Raw genomic sequence first — 20,232 nt, 5'->3', positions numbered from 1 at the left:
TTCTGGGTGGCTCCGGACACTGTTCCTGAGCTCACGGTTTCCACCACCGAAGGAGCCTTCCGTGACCTATAGCGAGCAGCCTGAAGTCCGCTGTTCTTGAGTTTACCCATGAAGTCATGCTCCCATCTAGGCCCGGACCCAAATGCCTCCTCGGTCTGTGATGTGGCGTTTAACACATCTAAGTTTTTGTCGGGACCCTCCCAAAGGAGAAATTGCGGAGCATTTGGTATTTCGTATGTCGTGATGCTGATCGTCTTGCCATGCATTTGCTTATATTCTTTAGCAAGCAATTTCAACCTATCTGAACTGTAGATATGTCTATTGATTGTGACGAATCCGTCAGGAGCGAGCTTTGGCTGGATTTCACACAGCCTCCGATAGATAGTTTCCTCTGGCCAATCCCACGGCGCGTCGCCCCGCCTCGTGCGTTTGTTGAATAGGTAGATCTCCAGAGGAACCGGCGCGGGCGGTTTATCGGCGCTTGCCATCGCAGTCGGGGCCGCTTCATAACTGGTCCGCACCGTATCTTCTCGAGACCGGACCGCAGGAAGCTCGACACCGCGATGAACGTGATCGGCGAAACACTCGGCTTGGCCGGCGTGCGTCAACGCGCCAACAACGGAGAAAACAGATGAGACCAGAAGCTGCGCGCTAACTACCAGCTGATCTTTGCCACCGAACCAATTAATAATCCGGACGACCCAGACCTTCCTGCTATGCCTTCGGCATTTGCATCCTGGAGCTTCGAGTGCGGGGATGGTTGGTATGACCTGATCGACGACCTCTGCGCGACGCTACAGAATGCGACCGCAAACGGTGCTCCGCAAGTGTCACGGATCGGCGTAATGAGGCCATTTCGGGATCGGCGTAATCGAGCCACCAGATGATCACCGTAATCGAGCCAGTGCAGGATCGGCGTATTGGAGCCACTCGATGATCGGCGTATAGGAGCCACCTCAGGATCGGCGTAATCGGGCCACTTGACCGGCTCGTTGTTATGTCGGGCTGCAGCCCGAAACGCATTTCGAATTTCCGTAACCCGGTATGGGGCATACTGTTGTGGCCGTAGAACCAGTGGACGCGTTGCGCGTCGCAGGAATCGGGCTGCATTCGTCTTCCCGGATTGAATGGGTGGACGACAGTCTGCCGGATCTCATGTCTGTACGTTCGCGACGAAGAGAATTCGACTTGGTGATGCTCTCCGCTGTTTGGATGCCTCTGGACGAAGACGCCCTTATCACGGGAAAGCATGCGCGGAGACCCAAGGCGCAATGCCAGGCACCTGAAGCGCCGGGCCAATGTTCTGAAGGCAAGCCATGATGTGGTGCGCAAACGCACGCTCGACGATTCGTGGGACGCATTGGAAACTGGGGTAATGAGGGATTCGGTATGCAGGCGTAACCACAACGAATTTCGCGTCATTCGAAAAGGGCGGCGCGCAACACGGAAGGGCGCTGCTCATGCGTTCCGCCTGGAATACCTCACCCAATACGCATGTTTATTTTGGAAGCTTCCCGCTTGCCCTAGCGCGCTGGCGTCTGGGCTCAAGTCCCGATTTCTTTTTCGAGTGGGCGTTCGCGATATGTTGCTCGACAGCAGCAACCAGTTCGCTGGCCGCACAATCAAGCGCCCTTGCCAGAGTAAGCAGCATTGCAAGTGTCGGTTGGGCGCGGCCCAATTCCAGCTTGCTTACATATACCCGTTGAATATCAGCCTCAAATGCCAACTGCTCCTGAGTCAGGTTTGCCTCAAGCCGGCGTGCACGCAGTACAGTTCCGAAGGCTTCCGCTGCTTCCAAATTTGCTCCCGTGAAATGGGAGCACTGTCCTTTTACCGCTATAATTTGTCTTCATACTCGAGTATGAATTATCGTGTCATCACCACTCTTTTTAGCGCGGCGATAGCGGCTTCGGCGGCGTCCCAGCGCAGGAGTTGAAAGCGGCATTCTGCGAACCCACGGCCGCCGAACTGTTTTCAAAAGCGGCGGTGGGTGGCCTATAGAGATAGGAATCTAGACTTATGTTTTTGACTTCTGACCAGAACCGTTTGCCTACATGGCACGGAATGGCGTTGTGGGCCGTTGCCGAGATGGCGGGTTGTGGAGATGTGCTCATCCTGCAATTTGCCGCTGGAAAACGCGACCTGCCCCGGGTTGTCATGGTGGAATTCGCGTCGGGTGCCGCGAAGACGCTGCTACAACTGACGGCAGACGGCCAGACCGTGCGGGGCGCGGCAGTGCTGAGCGCGAAGCCGCACAAGGACTCAGCACAATGGAGTCTGGAGCCGCTGAGCGAAATTCACATCGGCGCAACGGCAGCCTATGACGAGGACCATCCGCTGGTCTCGTTTGCGCGATTCACGACAGCAGGGGGGGAGGAATTCTCGATGCCTGTCGGTATCGCGGAGAAACACTCTCTCGGAAAGCGCATTTACCCGTCCACGCCGGCGCGTTCGTCGAAGGCTGGTCGCCGGAAACCGACGGTTGATGTCGCAGATATGAGCTGACGGCATGCGTATCCAGATCGCCTCGGATCTGCATCTGGAGATCGTGCACCAGAGTTTTCCGGGCTTCAACCCGGTCGTGCGGTCCAATGCGGACGTGCTGGTGCTCGCGGGGGACATCGCGAAGGGTGCCGATGCGGTTGAGCCGTTTGCGCGCTGGCCGGTGCCCGTCATCTACGTGCATGGCAACCATGAAGCGTATGGCACGGAGTACGACACGCTTGCCAACTCCATCCGTATGCGCGCGGCCGGTACTGCGATTCATTACCTTGAGCGCGACACGTTTTTCATGGGTGATGTGCGGTTTCTCGGTTGTTGCCTCTGGACAGACTATGCGCTCAGTGGCGTGCGCGACCGGAGTATGGCGCTGGCCGGGCGTATGTTGCATGACCATCGTGTTATCCGCACTAGCGATGGCGGACGGTTTCGGCCAGAGCATGCGCTGGCCGAGCACGAAAAGACAGTGAAGTGGCTGCGGACCGAGCTGGCAAAGCCCTTCGACGGGCGCACGGTCGTCGTGACCCATCACGGCGTTGCTCCGCCGTCGGTGCATCCGCGCTATGCGAACGACCCGGTCAACGCTGCATTCGTGAGTGACCTGCGACCTGTGCTCGAGCTGGCCGACGTGTGGATTCACGGTCACGTGCATGACTCGTTCGATTAGCGCGTTGGCCAGTCGCGGGTGATTGCCAACCCGCGCGGCTATGCGACGAACCGTCTGATGGCGGGTGCGCCGACCGACCTGAAATGGGAAAACCCGGCGTTTGATCCGGCGCTGATGATCGAGTTGTGAGCAGCTGTGCCGTGGCGCGCTGAGGCGGCGCAAACATTCTGGCGATGCGCATGGGCGCTGCCGCGAGGAGATCGCCTGCAAAAAAATGGTTGACCCCCAAGACTACGGACTCGAGGGAGCATCTCGACATGGAGCGCGCTTGACCAGGGCGAACCGGCGAAAAAGACGGCGACAGTCATTGCCGCCTGACGGGAGCAGCGCACAGTTACGGGCGCGCCTGAAGGCCTTTGCGCTCGCCACGCGTAAAACAGGAACAGCGATGACTACAATTGCGGCCGCGCTTGAGGAAACGATGTGGCTGACCGCTCAAACGGTCTGCAGGCGGCAGAATCTGGGGGCCACGAATCTGTTAGCCGTGACCAATCTGTTGATGTTCATCCCGAGAACGAGCCGGGTCACGCAGGCGGCCGCGGTGCATATGGCTGTCCGGGCGACTGCGGATCTGCACGCCTGCTGCACCCGATGAAAGGTCAACAGAAGGAGAAGCGGATGCTTCGAATCACCATTGAGTTGCTGCCCGGTGGGCAGGAGGAGGGAAAGCGTGTCATCGCGACGGCGGATATCGCACGGGCGAGTGACGGGCCGACCGGCGCACTCGGCGATTACAGGGTCGCCCTGAGCGACGCAATACTCGGCGAGGTTGGCGAACCGACGGTCGTGCGCAGCTATCCGAGATGGGCGAGCAGCGTATGGGATCTCGTTGCCCGCTGTCTTGCCACCGCGCTGAATCAGGGGCGCGAAGCGTTGCCGCCGCGACCTGCACGGCCGGAGGTAACGGTTCGCACGAACGATGCGGGCTACCGTTACGTGCGTCTGGATGAAATTCCCGAGCCGACCAGAACGTTCTTCGACCGGAAGCTGGCCGGCTCGGGCATTCCGGATCACGGCTGCGCTTTCGCGCACGACTGGTTCGACTTTCTCAACGGTCACCGCTGATGCCAGGATGCAAGTGTCAGCTCGATCTGATGGGCACATGTCCGAACGCGCGACCGCCGCGTGGCAGAAAAAGGCTTATGTCATTGACGACGCGGATTGCGTCCAGTATCTGAAGCGACTGCCCGTGACACGTGGCGCGTCGGCTAAACGCCCGCAAAAGGAACAGCGATTTATGAGCAGCAAGGACCACATCCGGTATCAGGCGAAAGAGGGCGGTCAGCCCGGCTGGGATCTTTACGCCGAGATTTTTGAGCCAGAGGACGTCGTGTATCTGGAACTTGACGGTGTAGACGCTGAAGTCACGATGCTCGGGAACCTGGAGCGCGGGCCGGGCACGGTGCTGTTGCGCCTGCCGGTCGCCACCGCGAAGCAGCTCGGTCTCGTGCCTCCGGGCTGGAAAAAGTCGGGCTGGGAAAGGGAGTAGGTCATGCGCGAATACCGTGACAGGATGGTGCAGGAGATCGCCGCCTGCACATGCGACCGCTGCAGCCAGCGCATGTCGCCCGATGATGACCAAGGGGAGTGGTATGAAAAAGTGTCGCTCGACTGGCGCGGCGGCTTTGGCTCGGTTTTTGGCGACGGCGCCCATCTGAGCATTGACCTTTGTCAGCAGTGTCTCCGCGATACGCTCGGGTCATGGCTGCGGGTCGATCCGCCGTCCGCAACGGATAACGTGATTGAAGCCTTGAAGGGCGTCGTTTCCCGACCCGACGTGCGCGGTAACTGTGGACCAGATGAATCCACTGCTGTTCGGCGAGCAAGACGAGTCCCGTGGCACGTTACTCCTTGCGACACGTCTCGCGAAAATAGTCGCGCAGGCGATAGCCGTCTTCCGGGAGCAGGATAAGGCGATCCGGTGGCTGGTCATGCCGCACAAGCAGTTTGCCGGCCGAACTGCGCTCGAAATGGCGAAGACCGAGGATGACGCACGGCTGGTTGAGGAAGCGCTGGTGCGGATTGACGAAGGGTACGGATAGCAAAAGGCCGGACCTTGCGCGACTGAAGAACTTGTTGCCCGATTGCGCATCCGCACATCGCCTAAAGCCGACGATCATCCGATGCGATAACTTGTATGTTGTCGCTGGGCATCCCCTTGAGCAAGCCCTTTCGCCGCGCAGTTTCGGACGCAACCGGAAAAACGGTCTTTAGCCCCGACATCCGGCTGACCGGTGCGCTCGGGTTGCGCTCACTGAGCTATCAAGCCACGAAGCGGCCGGTGGCATCGTGCGAGCCTGCGAATGGCTGATCAAGGTTCCGTTGCTGAACGCGTACAGTCGGCCATGAGCGGACCTTCGGCCCCAAAGTGCAAATTGGTGACGATCGATTCGGCGCGATAGTATTCGCACAAGAAGTAAGCCTCGCGAATCCTTTGACCGGAAGCCGTTCCCAATGAACATCGCCTTTTCTGATACAACCGAGTCCGACGCCGACATACTGGTCGCCATCCGTATCGCCGCGATGCGCGAGAGTCTGGAGCGCATCAGTCGTTTCGACCCGCAGCGTGCCCGCGAGCGCTTCCTCGCGTCATTCGACCCTGCGCGGTGTCGATTCATAGAGGTCGATGGCGTTCGGTCCGGCTTTATCCTCATTCGCCCACAGGCAGACTACTGGCTACTGGACCACCTTTACATTCTGCCGGCGCACCAAGGGAAAGGAATCGGCGCAGCCGTCTTGCGGGACGTCTTCGCGAACGCCGACGCGCAACGCATGCCAATCCGCCTCGGTGCTCTACGCGGCAGTGATTCAAACCGCTTCTACCAGCGGTATGGATTTGTAAAGACTGACGAAGGAGAATGGGATATCTACTATGTGCGTCAGCCAATCGAAACACCGGAAGAAAGCTAGGCTGCATTGGTATTCATAGGACGCGGCCCATCGCTGGAGTCGGCGACAGAAGTTCGAGCGTCCCGACGCCCAACCATGTACTGCCGAGTTCGGCCAAGAAGGGACACTCGACGACGTGGGACACATCGGTGACAATCGATCACCGGCGGAGTTTGATCGCGCCGCATATATTTTTGCCGATACAAGAAACCGTAGAGACGCTCCGTGACCAAATATCAGCCGCTTGCAGATCACTTGGCCGTGCAATCCGCCAGTGAAGTGACACTCTCGTTTGCTGATGTAGCGAGAATAATCGGCGAGGAGCTACCACCGACCGCTGACCGATTCAAGCCATTCTGGGCAAACTCTCGCGCCAAGGATGGCCATCCGGGGCGATTCTGGATGGAGCAAGGTTGGCGGCAGGTAAGGCTGGACCAAGCCAATCGACTCGTCACATTCAGACGATCAGACGCTCGTCCAGCAGACTCACTAGAGAGCCTCGAGCCAGTATCGAAAGACACGCTTTACGACCTTTTACGCGAAGCGGGCGTGTCGATTGATGGTTGGAATGAAGACTTTAAATCGAATCCAAACTTCTGCTACGAATGGTGCTTCGGATCGTTGACCGAGGGCTTCGTCCTTTGCCTCTGGTACAGCGAATTCAAAATCAATGAAGACGGGTGGATTTACTTTGACCGGAACGCCCGTATTGGGAAAGAGGATCGGACCAGAATTGCCAACAATCCCGCGCTGGATATAAAGGTTCGCAACCGTGCAAAGACTCAGGCGCAGCGTGCAGCAGCATTGGACGTTGCCATCCAGGAGTCTTACGAGCGGCGACTTCCGGTGCGGGTGATTGTGGGAGCGGGAAAGCGCCCTGAAGGCGAAGAGCGGGCCGAACGCGCAACGAAGGTTGAAAAGCGTTATCTGGACGGGCAGGAGTGGTACGTTCACTCTTACGATTTTTCCAGCGGGGCGTGCGTGATCGTGCGCGGGATCGAAATGCCCGTCGATGGCAATGTTGATCAAACGGATAAAGATGGTGACCCTTACGACGAGGTACAGAACCGTGCCATCAAAACACGCCGTGGTCAGGCGAAATTCCGACGCGCGCTGTTGGACGCGTATCGAACGCGGTGTGCCGTCACTGGTTCACGGATTGAGGAACTTCTGGAGGCAGCGCACATCGTCCCACACTCGCTAGTCACGGACTACAACTTGCGCAATGGGCTCCTACTCAGAGCAGACATTCACACGTTGTTTGACCTTTATCTGCTGTCCGTCGATTCACGATCTATCGTCCATGTTGCACCACACCTCCGACTGACTGACTATGGGAAGTACGATGGCAGGTCGCTAGCGGTCGTACCGGATCGCTTCACGGACGCTCCTGCTGCGGACGCGCTCGACAAGCATTATTCGAAGTATCTAGATGTGCAGCGGCAGAAAAAGGCAGTGACTTAGCGACCGAGCATTCGACTGGTAAAACTTGTCGTTGGGAAAACCGGACGGGAATAGCATGATCGAAATTCAATTTCTCGAAAGCATCGAGAATCTGAAAAGAAATGTCTCTCAAAGCCAAGGCTGGATGCCCAGCACCGAGCAGGCGACGTCAATCACAGCCTGCCTGCGTCAGGGACGGCTGTTCTACGAAGCTGCCAAGTCAGCACCACTTGAAATCCGGCCGCTCGAGCTTTACTACGGCACTGCCGCGTATGCGAAAGCTGTGGTGCTGTCGGTCAACCGAGCGCGCCTCGACGCTTTGGTGCAGTCGCACGGAGTAAGTGACCGCTCACCCACCAATGCAAGGCTTGCAGATCTCTCAATTTACATTGGACAGCGTGGCACATTCCAGGACTTCAACGATTGTGCGGCAGAGTTGAACGTGATCAAAGTAATGCGTATGTCTGCGGAGTTTACTCATTTCAAATTTCCCTGCGCGAAATCTGCTGATCTAGCTCAGAAGCAATTGACACTGAAAGAAATACGCCTCTTTCAAAATCCGAGTGGCTGGTTTGGCGGGTCAAGTACGGGCGTCAGCCCGGCGAAGCGAATACTTGACGCGCGTTGAAGAAGTAAGCTGGGACAGGGCTGGTTGCGGCAGAATGCGGCAACCAGCCCTGCAAGACAACGTGAACCGATGAACCAGACCCAACTGTTTGAAGCCGCCTTGGGGATCAAGGCGCCGTGGTACGTGCAAGGCGTCGATTTCGATGCCGCGCGGCGTGAGCTGACCATTGCCGTGGACTTTGTCGCGGGTACGCGCTTTCCATATCCCGGTGTGGCGGGCGAACACCCGGCTCACGACACCCAGATCAAGCGGCTGCGGCACCTCAACTTCTTTCAACATGAGTGCTATCTGGAGGTCCGGGTGCCGCGGGTACGTCTGCCGGACGGCTCGGTGCGCCTGATCGAACCCGACTGGATGGGCAAGCTGGACGGCTTTACGCTGCTGTTTGAAGCACTCGTGCTGGCGCTGTGCCGGGAGATGACATTTGCCGCGGTGGCACGCGTGGTGAACCTGTCGTGGCATCGGGTGAAAGCCATCTGTGACCGTTACGTGGACCTGGCCGTGGCCGCGACTGACCTGTCCGAAGTCACTGCGGTGGCTATTGACGAGACTTCGTGCCGGCGTGGCCACGACTATGTTTCGCTGGTCGCCGACATGGACGGGCGGCGTGTGGTCTTCGTCACGCCAGGCAAAGATGCCGGCGTTGTCGAACGCTTTGCCCGGCACCTGGAGGAACACAACGCAACGCCTGCGCAGATCGAGTCGGTCAGCATCGACATGTCGCCCGCCTTCATCAAGGGCGTCGAGGAGCATCTGCCCGATGCGCGGGTGACCTTCGACAAGTTTCACGTCGTCGCGCACGCGTCCAAAGCGCTTGATGGCGTGCGCCGCGCGCAGCAGAAAACCGATCCGTCGCTGAAGGGTATGCGCTGGTCGCTGCTCAAGGATGCCGGGAAGCTCGATCTCGCACAACTGACCGATCTCGAGGCCCTGATCAGCCAGTACACCACCAACCGCACCGCGCGTGCGTGGATGTACCGCGAGCAGCTGCGCGAGATTCTCGATCGCAAACAGATCCACGTCGTCTCCAAAATGCTTCGCCGGTGGTGCGGCAACGTCATGCGCTCGAAAGTCGAACCCATGAAGGACGTCGCGCGCATGATCCGTCGTCATTTCGACGGCATCATCGCGTGGGCGCAGACGCGTCAGACCAACGGATTCATCGAAGCGATCAACGGCCTGTTTCAGGCCGCCAAACGCAAGGCACGGGGATACGCCAGCTTCAAGACCATGCGCACCGTGCTGTTTCTCATCGCGGGCAAGCTCGACTTCTCAGCACTCAATCCGCATGCCTCGTGAGCCGCATTACCCACTGAGTTTTTAAAAGAGCCAGAAATACTTAGCAGGCTTCCAAGCGTGGACAAGCTTTATTGCGCGACATTTGAGCGCCCGTCAAACTCAGACCTGATTGAGTTCTTCGCCCCGGTGGTCGACTTCGCTTGGACGATCCGGGTTCACGACTCTCGTGCCTGTGAGAGCCTTGATGGATTAACAGAGTTGATCGGCCGTTTGCGCGATCGCATGCCGTTTCTTCAAGGATGGTCGTTTAGTCAATGCAATAATGCTTGGGGTAAGAGCAGCGTTATTTTCCGTAACGCCCCTCCGTTAGCCGTTGAACTCGCACCGGGTTCGATAAGACAGAATCTGAACGATTTTGAAGCAACGATTCGTCCGGCAACCGATAGCTACTTTCATGACATCAATAATCATGTTGCCACACTGATCAACAGCGCGCCAGGGTTTCAGCCCTATTACGTTCAACCGGTCGGTCAAAGCTATTTATCGGAGCAGGCTCTTACTTTCTTGGCGCTTCATCTACTCAGTAGCTTGGTGCGATACAGACCCGATACGTGGATGCATGCCTTATCCCGCTCGGCGCTCGGCGCGCGTGCCGCCGACGATGCCATGCTGGCGCTGCTTGAAGGATTTATGACCAACGTCCAAGCAGGCTTTCCACGCTTTGTAGCGAACGTAATTAGTCCCGACTGCATTTTTAGCATTCCGGTGCTGGGGCAGCGACTCGGGAATGTGATATTGAACGACTGCTATCGGGAAAGCCCCGTGTCCCAAATGGGTCGCTGGTCGCCAATGGTGCTGCGCGCCAGCGCCCCGCAACCGTCTCGCAAGTCGTAAGGCTGCGTCTGGTCAGGAGCGGTCGGCTATTGGACGGAGTAGACTTGCCAGCTTCCAATCGCCGCTCGAGGTAGTCTCTATGTTGATGAAAGCCCTGCGTGCCGGTCTCGGCCAGTTAATCGTGCTCGGCGACGCCGTCAGTCGCCCACGCCCGCAACGCCGTTCGGCGCAAGGTCAGGCCGCAGTGGAAAAAGAAGCGGCGCGGCTGTCGCTGTATCAATTCCGTGCGTGCCCTTTCTGCGTAAAGACGCGACGTGCCCTGCATCGTCTGAATGTGCCGATGACTCTACACGACGCCAAAGACGATCCTGTGCAGCGGGAGCATTTGCTGGCCGGCGGCGGCAAGATCAAGGTGCCCTGCCTGCATATTCAGGAGGAAGGCCAGTCGCGTTGGCTGTACGACTCCAACGCGATCATCGCCTATCTGGAGCAACGCTTCGCTGGCATCGTCTGATCTGGGGCGTGGAGCCGTTTATGAAAGCTCATGGCTCGCTACTCCCAGAGCATGACCTAATCCTCGAACGCCTGTCACGGACATTCGGTCACCTGTTCATCCGCGACTTCCGCTGGAATGCTCGCCCATCACACGCGCAGCAAAGTGGTGTCGCCTTTCAGGGTATCCGGGCAAGCGGCCCGGCATTGGGGAAAGGCGGTATACGGCGTCAGCCGGCCCACTTGGAAATTGCGGCATGTCGGCCGTGTCCTCTTGATAGGGAATTTGAATCGCCGCGTTGGATGCCCGCTTTTCTAACGTGCGACTACAGGGTCGAGTAGGGCCGATCGCATACGGCAGCAGTCGCTTAGGTTTATTCGATGCCTGCCATCGGCCGCAGGAATGTGCATGCCGCCGTGCATGTCGGCAGGCGTCGAATAAACCTAAGCGACATGAGCCAAAACGCATCGGGCAGCACGCGGCCACTCCCCGCCATTCGCGGTCGCGGACCCCTTCGACACTTGACTGGGCTGCTTCACTCCGTGAGATCAGTCGTTGAATGCCCGACCGCGTGACGTTAAAGATTCATGCCCACCGACGCCGGCCTAATCACGTCATCGAGGCTCGCGTCGCCTATTCACATGAAACGGTGGATTTTATGGGCGCGCAAATCGTATGGCAAATGGGTGCCGGAAACACAGTCGGACTGTTAAAATTCCTGTCGCTTTTTCAAAGACCAGCGACCGTCAAGTAATCGCGGCAAGGAATTAAAGGGGCTGACCAGTGGCATTGACCGAAGCCGACACGTGCCGCGAATACGTCACTCCTGCTTTGCAGAAAGCCGGCTGGGGCGACGCTCCCTACGCCATAGGCGAGCAGCGGCCTATTACAGATGGACGCATCCTGCTGATCGGTGGCAAGGCGCGACGGGCGAAGGTGCGCAAGCCGGACTACATCCTCTACTATCGCCGCGATTTTCCGATTGCCGTGGTCGAGGCCAAGGAAACCGCGCTGCCAGCCGAGAACGGCGTGCAGCAGGCTCGCGAATACGCGCAGATGATGAATCTGCGCTTCGCCTATGCCACAAACGGCCTGCGCGTCATCGAGATCGACTACACCAACGGTACTGAGCGCGAAGTAGAACGCTACCCTACTCCGGAAGAGCTCTGGGCGCGTTTGAACCAATCCATCGGGCTTAAGGAAACCGCGCAGCAAACTTTGCTGGAGCCGTACAACCTCGTTTCCGGCAAGAAGCCACGCTACTACCAAGACGCGACCATTCGTTCCGTGGTCGAAGCTATCCTGTCCGGCAAGAAGCGCATGCTGGCGACGCTCGCTACTGGCACGGGTAAAACCAGCGTGGCCTTCCAGGTCTGCTGGAAACTCTGGAACAGCCGATGGAATCGAGATGGTGAATACCGTCGTCCGAAAATTCTGTTCCTCGCCGACCGCAACATCCTGGTGGACGACCCGAAGGATAAGGACTTCATCCATTTCGGCGATGCGCGCCACAAGATCAGCAGCGGCGACGCCAGCCAGGCGCGCGACATGTATTTCGGTATCTATCAGGCGCTGACTACAGCGAATGAGGATGTTTTCCGCCAGTATCGCCCGGATTTCTTCGACCTCGTCATCATTGACGAATGCCATCGTGGCGCGGCCCGCGACGAGAGCAGTTGGCGCAAGGTGCTGGACTACTTTTCCGAGGCGGTCCATTTCGGCATGACCGCTACCCCGTTGCGCAACGAGTCGCGCGACACGTACGATTATTTCGGGAATCCGGTTTACCTTTACAGCCTGAAGCAAGGCATCGAGGACGGCTTTCTTGCGCCGTATCGCGTGCATCGCATCATCACTAGCGCCGACGCCGCAGGCTGGCGACCGAGCAGGGACGAGGTCGATCGCTACGGCAGGGCCATTCCCGACGACGAATATCAAACCAAAGATTTCGAGCGCATCGTCGCTTTGCGCGCCCGGACCAAAGCTATCGCCAAGCATCTGACTAGCTTCATGCGAGGCAGCGATCGCTTTGCCAAAACCATCGTGTTCTGCGTCGATCAGGAACACGCTTCGGAAATGCGGCAGGAATTGGTGAACCTCAACGCCGACTTGGTGAAGGAATACCCGGACTATTTATGCCGCGTCACCAGTGACGAGGGCGACATTGGCCTTACCCATCTTGCCAACTTTCAGGACTTGGACAAGCCGACGCCGGCCATCCTGACCAGTTCGCAAATGCTCACGACAGGCGTGGACGCGGCCACGGTCAAGAACGTGGTGCTCGCCCGTGTCGTCGGTTCGCAATCCGAGTTCAAGCAGATCATCGGGCGGGGAACGCGCTTGCGCGTTGACTACGGCAAGGAATTTTTCAACATCATCGACTACACCGGCACCGCGACCCAGCACTTCGCCGATCCCGATTTCGACGGATTCCCGGCACTCGTGGAAGAACTGCTGGTAGACGATGACGGCAACGTCACCGCCACCGAAAGCAGCGAACCGGAACAGACGGATGTCCCCGCGGTCGATAGTGCCGACGAGGGATCCGAAACCGGAGAGGGGGGGGAGATCTGCGGCGCCGACGAGCCGACTGAACCGCGCAAATACTATGTTGATGGTGGTGAGGTCGAAGTCCTCGGCCATCTGGTTTATGACTTGGATGCTGACGGCAAAAAGCTGCAAGTGGTGCGCTATACCGAGTACACGGCGCGCTCTGTCCGTTCACTGTTCCCTACCCGCGAGGAACTGGAACGCGCATGGGCGAAACCGGACACCCGTGCCGAAGTGCTGCACGAACTGGCTGAGCGACACATTAGTTTTGATGAGCTTGTTGCCGCTACGGGTCAACCCGATGCGGACCCGCTGGACTTGCTGTGCCATCTCGCATGGAATGCGCCTCTATTGACCCGCCGCGAGCGGGTCGAACGCGCGAAGAGGTTGCATCCCGACCTGTTCGCGCAATACGGTAACATTGCGCGCGACATCCTTGGCTTGGTGATTGATCGCTATATCGAGCGCGGCCTCGCTAAGTTTGAGAGACCTTCCGAATTACTGACGGTAGAACCCTTCGATAGCTTCGGCAAACCTTCTGAAATCGCGGCCCACTTTGGTGGTCCGAAAGCTCTGCGTGCTGCCTTTGGCAGTTTGCAGTCGGCTTTGTATCAGTAAATGAAAGAAATCATGGTTCGCAAAGCAAAAACCGAAAAACCCACACAAACCACGGCGCAGCAGCTTTCCGCCCTCATCAAGTCCGTGCGCCAGATCTTGCGCAAGGACAAGGGCCTGAACGGCGATGCTGACCGCCTGCCTCTGCTGACGTGGGTGATGTTCCTGAAGTTCCTCGATGACCTTGAGCAAGGCCGTGAAGATGCCGCAGCACTCGATGGCGAAGACTACGAGCCGCTCATCGAGGCGCCGTACCGCTGGCGAGACTGGGCGGCTAGCCCCGACGGCGTCAATGGCGATGAACTGCTTGCCTTCCTGAGCAACGACGAAGCCGTGCGCCCGGATGGCAAGCGCGGAAAGGGCTTGTTCGCGTATCTACGCTCGCAGGGCGATCGCGAAGACCGCAACGGCCAGCGCCGGGTCATCGCCAACGTGTTCAAGGGCGTGCAGAACAGGATGGTCAGCGGTTACCTGCTGCGCGACGTGTTGAACAAGATCAACGCTATCCATTTCACGTCGAGCGAAGAAATACACACCCTCTCGCACCTGTACGAATCCATGTTGCGCGAGATGCGGGACGCGGCGGGAGATTCTGGCGAGTTCTACACGCCGCGCCCGGTGGTGCGCTTCATGGTGCAAGTGACCGATCCACGGTTGGGCGAAACCGTGCTCGACCCGGCGTGCGGCACGGCCGGCTTTCTGGTCGAAGCCTACGAGCATCTGCGCACGCAAGTCGGTAAGGACGTGAAGCTGCGCGCGATATTGCAGAACGATACCCTGTACGGAAAGGAAGCCAAGCCGCTGCCGTACATGCTGGCGGAAATGAACTTGCTGCTACACGGGCTGGAAACGCCGCAAATCGGCTACGGCAACACGCTGGACATCAAGCTCAACGACATTGGCCACAATGAGCGCATGGACGTGATCATGACCAACCCGCCGTTTGGCGGCGAGGAAGAGGCGGGGATCAAGGCGAACTTTCCGCCGAACATGCAAACCAGCGAAACCGCGCTGCTGTTCCTGCAATACATTATGCGCAAGCTGCGCTTCAAGGACGCGATGGTGCCGAAGCTTGGCCACATCAAGGCTCACCGCTCCGAGCGTGGCGGGCGTGCGGCGGTGGTGGTGCCCAATGGCACCCTGTTCGCCGATGGCGTGGCGGCGGTCATCAAGGGGCAACTGCTCAACGATTTCAACCTGCACACCATCGTGCGCCTGCCGCAGGGCGTGTTCGCGCCTTACACCGATATACCAGCCAACCTGTTGTTCTTTGATCGCGGAGAGTCCACAAAGGACATTTGGTATTACGAAATCCCGCTGCCGGAAGGTCGCAAGAGGTACTCCAAGACCGCACCCATGCAGTTCGAAGAGTTCGCCGAATGCCTAGCGTGGTGGACCGACCGCAAGGAAACACCGCAGGCGTGGAAGGTCAGCGGCAATGATGTTGCCGCACGCGGCTACAACCTCGATTTGAAGAATCCGAACGTCAAGCAGGAGTTGGAGCACATTGCGCCTGCGGACCTGGTGGTGCGGATGCGTGAGCACGAAGGTGAAGTGTTGCGTCTGCTGGGTGAAATCGAAGCGCTAGTCGGGAAGGTGGCAGCGTGAAGAATTGGCCCCGTGTGAGATTGGGAGAAGTTGCGTCGATATGTCGGCGCCCCGTTGATATAGACATCAATGCAGAGTACCCGGAACTCGGTATTCGCTCTTTCGGGAAGGGGACTTTTCAGAAGCGGCCAGTAGCCGGTGCTGATGTTGGCTCGAAAAAGTTATTCGAAATTAAGCCCGGCGACCTGGTGTTCTCGAATGTTTTTGCATGGGAGGGGGCCGTTGCTGTTGCCAAGCCAGAGGATGATGGTCGCTTCGGCTCACATCGCTTCATCGCCTGCGTTGTTGATAACGGGCGAGCCGATGCGAAGTTCCTTTGCAGCTACTTAACCTCTAGCGAGGAAGGTTTAGACCAGATCCGCAAAGCATCGCCAGGTGGCGCAGGCCGCAACAGAACTTTGGGGCTTGAAAAATTGGTCGAGATTACGGTTCCACTCCCGCCGCTGCCCGAACAGCGCGCCATCGTCGCCAAACTGGATGAACTGAGCGACAAGACCACCCAACTCAATGCGCATCTGGACGCAATTGAAGCCGATGCGGATGCGTTGGTGCTGTCGTTGCACAACGAACTTTCTGGCAGTCGCACCGTGGCGTTATCAGATGTGATTGAGTTGTACGAGGAATCGGTCGCCATCGAAAGCGACATGTCATATCCACAAGTCGGTATTCGCAGCTTTGGTTGCGGGTTATTCGCCAAGCCTGCTATCACTGGCGCAGAAACGACATATCGCAGCTTCAATTGCTTGTATGAAGATGCGTTCGTACTCAGTCAAGTCAAAGGCTGGGAAGGCGCTATCGCGCTTACACCGCCGGAATTGGTCGGAATGTATGCGTCGCCGGAGTACCGCACTTTTCGTTGCCTCCCGGGACGAGCTTCGCCACAGTACCTTGTGGAGATCATCAAGCGTCCGTGGTTCTGGTCGCTGTTGCAAGATGCCACGCGCGGCGTAGGTGCACGGCGCGAGCGCACAAGACCAGAGCAATTCTTGAATGTCGTTCTGCCGATGCCCGAATACGACAGGCAGCTCGAAGGAGCGCAAATTTTCAAGAACCTAGCGGCGCTCAGGGCCAAGCACGCCACCATCCGTCAGTCCAACGCCACCTTGGTGCCGGCGACACTAGAGCGGATTTTCGGCGAGCACCGAGCACCCGCCGCGGAGTCAAGCGGAACAGCTACCGATTTGCGTCTTCATTCCGACGTGGGTGTGTGACGTCAACCCTGCGGAGCAGGCACGGTTGTAACCAGATACTAGACCCTCGCGCATCAAGCTCGCGGTCATCAATCGTCGCTGCCGCAGACCTTCCAGATCAAGACGCCCATCCCCACAATCCACCACGCCCCGATGAACTGCAGGGTCCCGCGGTCAAGGTACACTGCGTCGTGTAGCCACTTGATGACTAGGCCGCTCCCGATAAAGCCGCCTACGATGATTGCAGTTTTTTTCATTTGTAGTCCCCTGATTTATTTTCGCCGCCAACCATCCCTAGGCAAGCTTTTGCATTGCTTTTTTGTAAGCACGTCCGATCAGCCAGCCGATGTGGCTGCCGACGAAGACAATTAAGAAGAAAGAGACCCCGAGCGCGCCAAAGTTGGTGATGTCTTTACCCGGTCCACAATCTGGTTGCCGCACTTTTGTTCTGAGTTCCCTATCGAGCGCGGCAAACGCGTCTTCCGACATCTGCTCGACCTTTAACTTACCTGCGTACACCTGGTCGATCTCGGCACGCAAGCGGTTGCCACGTATTTGGCACTCGAGGTAGTCGGTCGCCGTCGGCACTATCGCGGTTCCGAGTCCAATTGCGACGGCGAAAAATAAGATGGCTTTGCTTACGCGTGTCATATCCCCTCCCTTATCGCATTTTCTATTGTTTCAAAAATGGGGACGTAAGACTGATGGCGAAACCACATTTGCCATCAATATTCGAGGCAGCATTGAAGCATGCGGTCGGGACCACATGCGCAGACAGCCGCCGAGGTCGCGTTTTCTGCAGTGGCGGCAGTGGATCGTTTGCTAATGGTCGCAGGATGATAGCGGGGACATATGTCTTATAAAGACCGTGGCTGGCGGATTCTGCCTCCTCGGATACCGCGGTGGGAAGGAAAGAAATGTAGGGGCCCGAAATAACTAACGACGGGCATTGGAGTGCGCGGTTGCAGGCGGCGTTGCCCCGGCAGAAGGCGCTAAGGGTGACTTTGACAGAGAAGAAGTGGCGAATTGGCTTTCGCTCGTTGGCTCGTCCTCCAACATTTGGCTTGATTTGATAGCTGAGCAGGGCTCCGAGTGGCCGGTTTAGCGTCCGCTCCGGGTCGGGTTCAGCCGACCGCGTCGGGCAGCAGTCGGCCAAGAGCCGACCTTCAGTTCCGGCGTCGATAACGGCGACTAAGACTTGTGAAGCGGTCATCCAAATGACCGCTCTTGTTTGGCGTCATTGATTGCGCGCGCAGATGTCGATCCTCGGGAAGAACATATTCTCGGAGCGTCTGCGGGTTAGTCCTTTGCCAATTCAGAAGTCGCCCCGCGTGAAAACAAGTCCTGTACTCGACCGTATGCGTGTTCCCAGATCTCAAAGTACCCGCCCTGAACACCCGTCCGACATTGGCAATAATAGCCCTGGCCGCCAACGTCCTGCTGCCCCGCGGTTGTTCTCTGCTGAGGACACCCGTTATGGCAGATCTCATACCACCGGCATCCGATAGAACCAAGTTGAGAAGCGATGTCACGCTCCCGAAATGACTTAAACCTCTCCGAAGCGACGATGTCGAGTAGGCTCGCGTCATCGGTATTTCCAAACGTGTACTGAGATCCGTCAAATGGTCTTGTGCAGGGAATGACTCGGCCGTTCCCCTCGACTGCAATGATGTCAGAGCATCCGCCCGCGTGATAGCAGGTCTGAGGCGGATTGCCGGACAGCAATCGGAAGAAGTCGTCTATCAGACCGATTCTGACCGTCGAATCACCCTCGGCCAACCAATGGTCGAAAACGGCGTTGACGAAGTCAGAGAATACCTTGGGACTGACGGCTTTCGGCCCGGAGGTTCCGGTCCCGTTTGATGGGTGAAGGTCGAAACTTGTGATCCCCTGCTCGCGAATAAAACTCCAGTAGTCACGGTCTCGCCCCGCGTGCCCAGGTCCAACGACGGAGATTACGTTGAAGGCGATGGCATTCTTTTGTAGAAGCTTGACCGCAGCAATGACGCTCGAATGAGTACCTTTCGCGCGCGGGTCGATGCGGCTTGCGTCGTGCAGGGACTTGGATCCGTCAATGCTGAGGCTTATCCCAAAGTTATTCTGACGGAAGAAATCAATCCACTCCTGGCTTAGAAGCGTGCCGTTGGTTTGGATTGCGTTGTAGATCTCGGTGTTGAAGGGATTGTTCGCCCGCTGCACCTCAATCGCGCGCCTGTAAAAGTCGAGGCCCGCGAGGAGAGGCTCTCCACCATGCCATAAGAACTGGATGTCGCGGCGAGGAGAAGCAAGTATCTCGACAATTACTCTCTCCATTCCCGAATCAGTCATACTTTTTCCCATGCTTCGCGTCCCTTCTTCGCCCTCGTAGCAGTAAGTACACCGAAGGTTGCAAGCGTCGTTAACCGGCTTGATGAGAACGGCGCGGATGGTCGACAGGGCATCTCTTTGAAAAACTTTGTTTCCGGTTTGGAAGATCCTTGCGAAAGCTTTGAGCTCGGCACGATGGTGCCGTTTAATGGTCGATCTGATTAAGTGCCTTGCGGCGTTATCCTCTGAACCGTCTGTGCGAAGTATAAGTTCGTAAAGTGTCCGCAAAATGGTAGATGCATGAATTCCGTTGACGTCGTTCATAGCCGAGTTATATTCAGGCATTTCAGACTTCTCGCGGGGCCGCTCGCATATTTTAAAAATTTCGTAACGAGAGATCTTGAGATTGCTGTGCGGTTCATAACCTCTTCCAATGGCATATCGAGAAGATTTCCGAGGTAGGCATTCCGTCTATCTTCATCTCCCATAAAAGAGTACGCATAGACGTTTCCGTCGTAATACACATTCAACTCACCAAAAGAAATATCGTTCAACTCTTCAATCTTCCATTGGCCCTTGTGCCGCTCATATATCCCAGAATGCAGCTTGTTGCGGTAGAGCTGAGTATCTTCGTCGGGCTTCGTCGTCGGTATATTCGTCCAAAATTCTGTAGCCCTTCCTAGCTTTGATAGCGCTTTCAGCTTTATGATCGTTATTCCCAACTCGTCGCAGAAACGAAGAATGTTCTCCATTTCGTCCTCCCACCCCGGATAGATCGTACAGCCGACCTCAAGCTTTCGCGAGTCATAGCCAAAGTCCACGAGTCGCTTGATTCCGCTCACAGTTCTTTCGAAGCTGCCAATTCCACGAATGAAATCATGCCGTTCTCGCGTAGTCCCGTCGACGCTGACCCGAATGCGCAGGCCTTCTATGCCAGCGAGGTTCCGGCCAATTCCGTCATTGATCAGCATTGCGTTGGTAAGAAGAAGCGACTGCATTCCGAGGTCAGTCGAATGACGGAGGATCGCGAGAGCGTCCCCGGGCCTCATAAGTGGCTCTCCACCGCCCAAAACTAATCTAATCGGACCGTATAGACGTACCACATCGTTCAATATCTCCTGAGCTTCTTCACGCCTTAGCCCGTGATGTCCTTTAGGACTACTCCAAACACAGCAATGCTTGCAAGTCAGGTTGCACCGATTCGTCAGCAGGAGATAGAGCGAATGGATCTCGGGCACAACCTCCGGGTAGGCAGATTGGCGCAGCATTC

General features: G+C 57.3%; 19 protein-coding genes and 1 pseudogene. 15 read left to right on the top strand and 5 right to left on the bottom strand.

Features of this window, described 5'->3' with window-relative positions:
* Positions 1-1,498 precede the first annotated feature (1,498 nt).
* Complete coding sequence (locus tag OKW39_RS09945; protein WP_429354873.1) at positions 1,499-1,798, bottom strand: helix-turn-helix domain-containing protein; 300 nt, start codon at positions 1,796-1,798, stop codon at positions 1,499-1,501.
* A gap of 221 nt (positions 1,799-2,019) precedes the next feature.
* Here OKW39_RS09945 and OKW39_RS09940 point away from each other — a divergent pair, with 221 nt between their 5' ends.
* The 15 genes and pseudogenes from OKW39_RS09940 (at position 2,020) to OKW39_RS09870 (ending at position 16,676) form a co-directional block, all read left to right on the top strand.
* On the top strand, positions 2,020-2,505 hold the full coding sequence (locus OKW39_RS09940; protein WP_429562563.1) for a hypothetical protein: 486 nt from the start codon (positions 2,020-2,022) through the stop codon (positions 2,503-2,505).
* Positions 2,506-2,509: 4 nt separating this feature from the next.
* Positions 2,510-3,166 carry a metallophosphoesterase gene (locus OKW39_RS09935; protein WP_429562562.1) on the top strand — a complete coding sequence of 219 codons (657 nt, stop codon included), beginning with the start codon at positions 2,510-2,512 and terminating at the stop codon, positions 3,164-3,166.
* A gap of 388 nt (positions 3,167-3,554) precedes the next feature.
* Positions 3,555-3,761 (top strand): hypothetical protein, encoded by a 207-nt coding sequence (locus OKW39_RS09930; protein ID WP_429562561.1) that lies wholly within the window; start codon positions 3,555-3,557, stop codon positions 3,759-3,761.
* A gap of 23 nt (positions 3,762-3,784) precedes the next feature.
* A complete protein-coding gene (locus OKW39_RS09925) occupies positions 3,785-4,231 on the top strand; it encodes a hypothetical protein (RefSeq protein WP_429562560.1) in 447 nt (148 codons plus the stop codon).
* A gap of 37 nt (positions 4,232-4,268) precedes the next feature.
* The gene (locus tag OKW39_RS09920; protein ID WP_429562559.1) at positions 4,269-4,655 is read left to right on the top strand and encodes a hypothetical protein; all 387 of its coding nucleotides are present in this window, start codon (positions 4,269-4,271) and stop codon (positions 4,653-4,655) included.
* A 3-nt stretch (positions 4,656-4,658) separates the two neighbouring features.
* Positions 4,659-5,208 (top strand): annotated as a pseudogene (locus OKW39_RS09915) (antitoxin Xre/MbcA/ParS toxin-binding domain-containing protein).
* A 412-nt stretch (positions 5,209-5,620) separates the two neighbouring features.
* The gene (locus OKW39_RS09910) at positions 5,621-6,076 is read left to right on the top strand and encodes a GNAT family N-acetyltransferase (RefSeq protein WP_429562558.1); all 456 of its coding nucleotides are present in this window, start codon (positions 5,621-5,623) and stop codon (positions 6,074-6,076) included.
* Positions 6,077-6,280: 204 nt separating this feature from the next.
* Positions 6,281-7,519, top strand: a complete 1,239-nt coding sequence (locus tag OKW39_RS09905) for an HNH endonuclease (protein ID WP_429562557.1) — start codon at positions 6,281-6,283, stop codon at positions 7,517-7,519.
* A gap of 55 nt (positions 7,520-7,574) precedes the next feature.
* Positions 7,575-8,126 (top strand): YaaC family protein, encoded by a 552-nt coding sequence (locus OKW39_RS09900; RefSeq protein ID WP_429562556.1) that lies wholly within the window; start codon positions 7,575-7,577, stop codon positions 8,124-8,126.
* 69 nt (positions 8,127-8,195) lie between these two features.
* Positions 8,196-9,425, top strand: coding sequence for an ISL3 family transposase (locus OKW39_RS09895; RefSeq protein WP_429562555.1), 1,230 nt, complete (start codon positions 8,196-8,198; stop codon positions 9,423-9,425).
* A 36-nt stretch (positions 9,426-9,461) separates the two neighbouring features.
* Positions 9,462-10,259: a YaaC family protein gene (locus OKW39_RS09890; protein WP_429563482.1), complete on the top strand. Its 798-nt coding sequence runs from the start codon at positions 9,462-9,464 to the stop codon at positions 10,257-10,259.
* Between the two features lie 79 nt (positions 10,260-10,338).
* Positions 10,339-10,713, top strand: coding sequence for a glutaredoxin family protein (locus tag OKW39_RS09885; protein ID WP_429562554.1), 375 nt, complete (start codon positions 10,339-10,341; stop codon positions 10,711-10,713).
* 762 nt (positions 10,714-11,475) lie between these two features.
* Entirely contained in the window at positions 11,476-13,860 is a 2,385-nt protein-coding gene (gene hsdR / locus OKW39_RS09880; RefSeq protein WP_429562553.1) for an EcoAI/FtnUII family type I restriction enzme subunit R, read from the top strand.
* Positions 13,861-15,465 (top strand): N-6 DNA methylase, encoded by a 1,605-nt coding sequence (locus OKW39_RS09875; RefSeq protein ID WP_429562552.1) that lies wholly within the window; start codon positions 13,861-13,863, stop codon positions 15,463-15,465.
* Positions 15,462-16,676 (top strand): restriction endonuclease subunit S, encoded by a 1,215-nt coding sequence (locus tag OKW39_RS09870; RefSeq protein WP_429562551.1) that lies wholly within the window; start codon positions 15,462-15,464, stop codon positions 16,674-16,676. The genes OKW39_RS09875 and OKW39_RS09870 overlap by 4 nt, the downstream gene beginning before the upstream one ends.
* Positions 16,677-16,744: 68 nt before the next feature.
* Here OKW39_RS09870 and OKW39_RS09865 read toward each other — a convergent pair whose 3' ends face one another.
* The 4 genes from OKW39_RS09865 to OKW39_RS09850 form a co-directional block, all read right to left on the bottom strand.
* Positions 16,745-16,912: a hypothetical protein gene (locus tag OKW39_RS09865; RefSeq protein ID WP_429562550.1), complete on the bottom strand. Its 168-nt coding sequence runs from the start codon at positions 16,910-16,912 to the stop codon at positions 16,745-16,747.
* A gap of 37 nt (positions 16,913-16,949) precedes the next feature.
* Complete coding sequence (locus tag OKW39_RS09860) at positions 16,950-17,306, bottom strand: hypothetical protein (RefSeq protein ID WP_429562549.1); 357 nt, start codon at positions 17,304-17,306, stop codon at positions 16,950-16,952.
* A gap of 648 nt (positions 17,307-17,954) precedes the next feature.
* Positions 17,955-19,307 (bottom strand): radical SAM protein, encoded by a 1,353-nt coding sequence (locus OKW39_RS09855; protein WP_429562548.1) that lies wholly within the window; start codon positions 19,305-19,307, stop codon positions 17,955-17,957.
* The gene (locus OKW39_RS09850) at positions 19,283-20,230 is read right to left on the bottom strand and encodes a radical SAM protein (RefSeq protein WP_429562547.1); all 948 of its coding nucleotides are present in this window, start codon (positions 20,228-20,230) and stop codon (positions 19,283-19,285) included. Before OKW39_RS09850 ends, OKW39_RS09855 begins: the two co-directional genes overlap by 25 nt.
* Between the last annotated feature and the right edge of the window lie 2 nt (positions 20,231-20,232).

It is taken from the genome of Paraburkholderia sp. MM6662-R1 (assembly GCF_050436245.1).
Taxonomy (GTDB): domain Bacteria; phylum Pseudomonadota; class Gammaproteobacteria; order Burkholderiales; family Burkholderiaceae; genus Paraburkholderia; species Paraburkholderia tuberum.
This window is presented reverse-complemented; position numbering and strand designations above follow the sequence as displayed.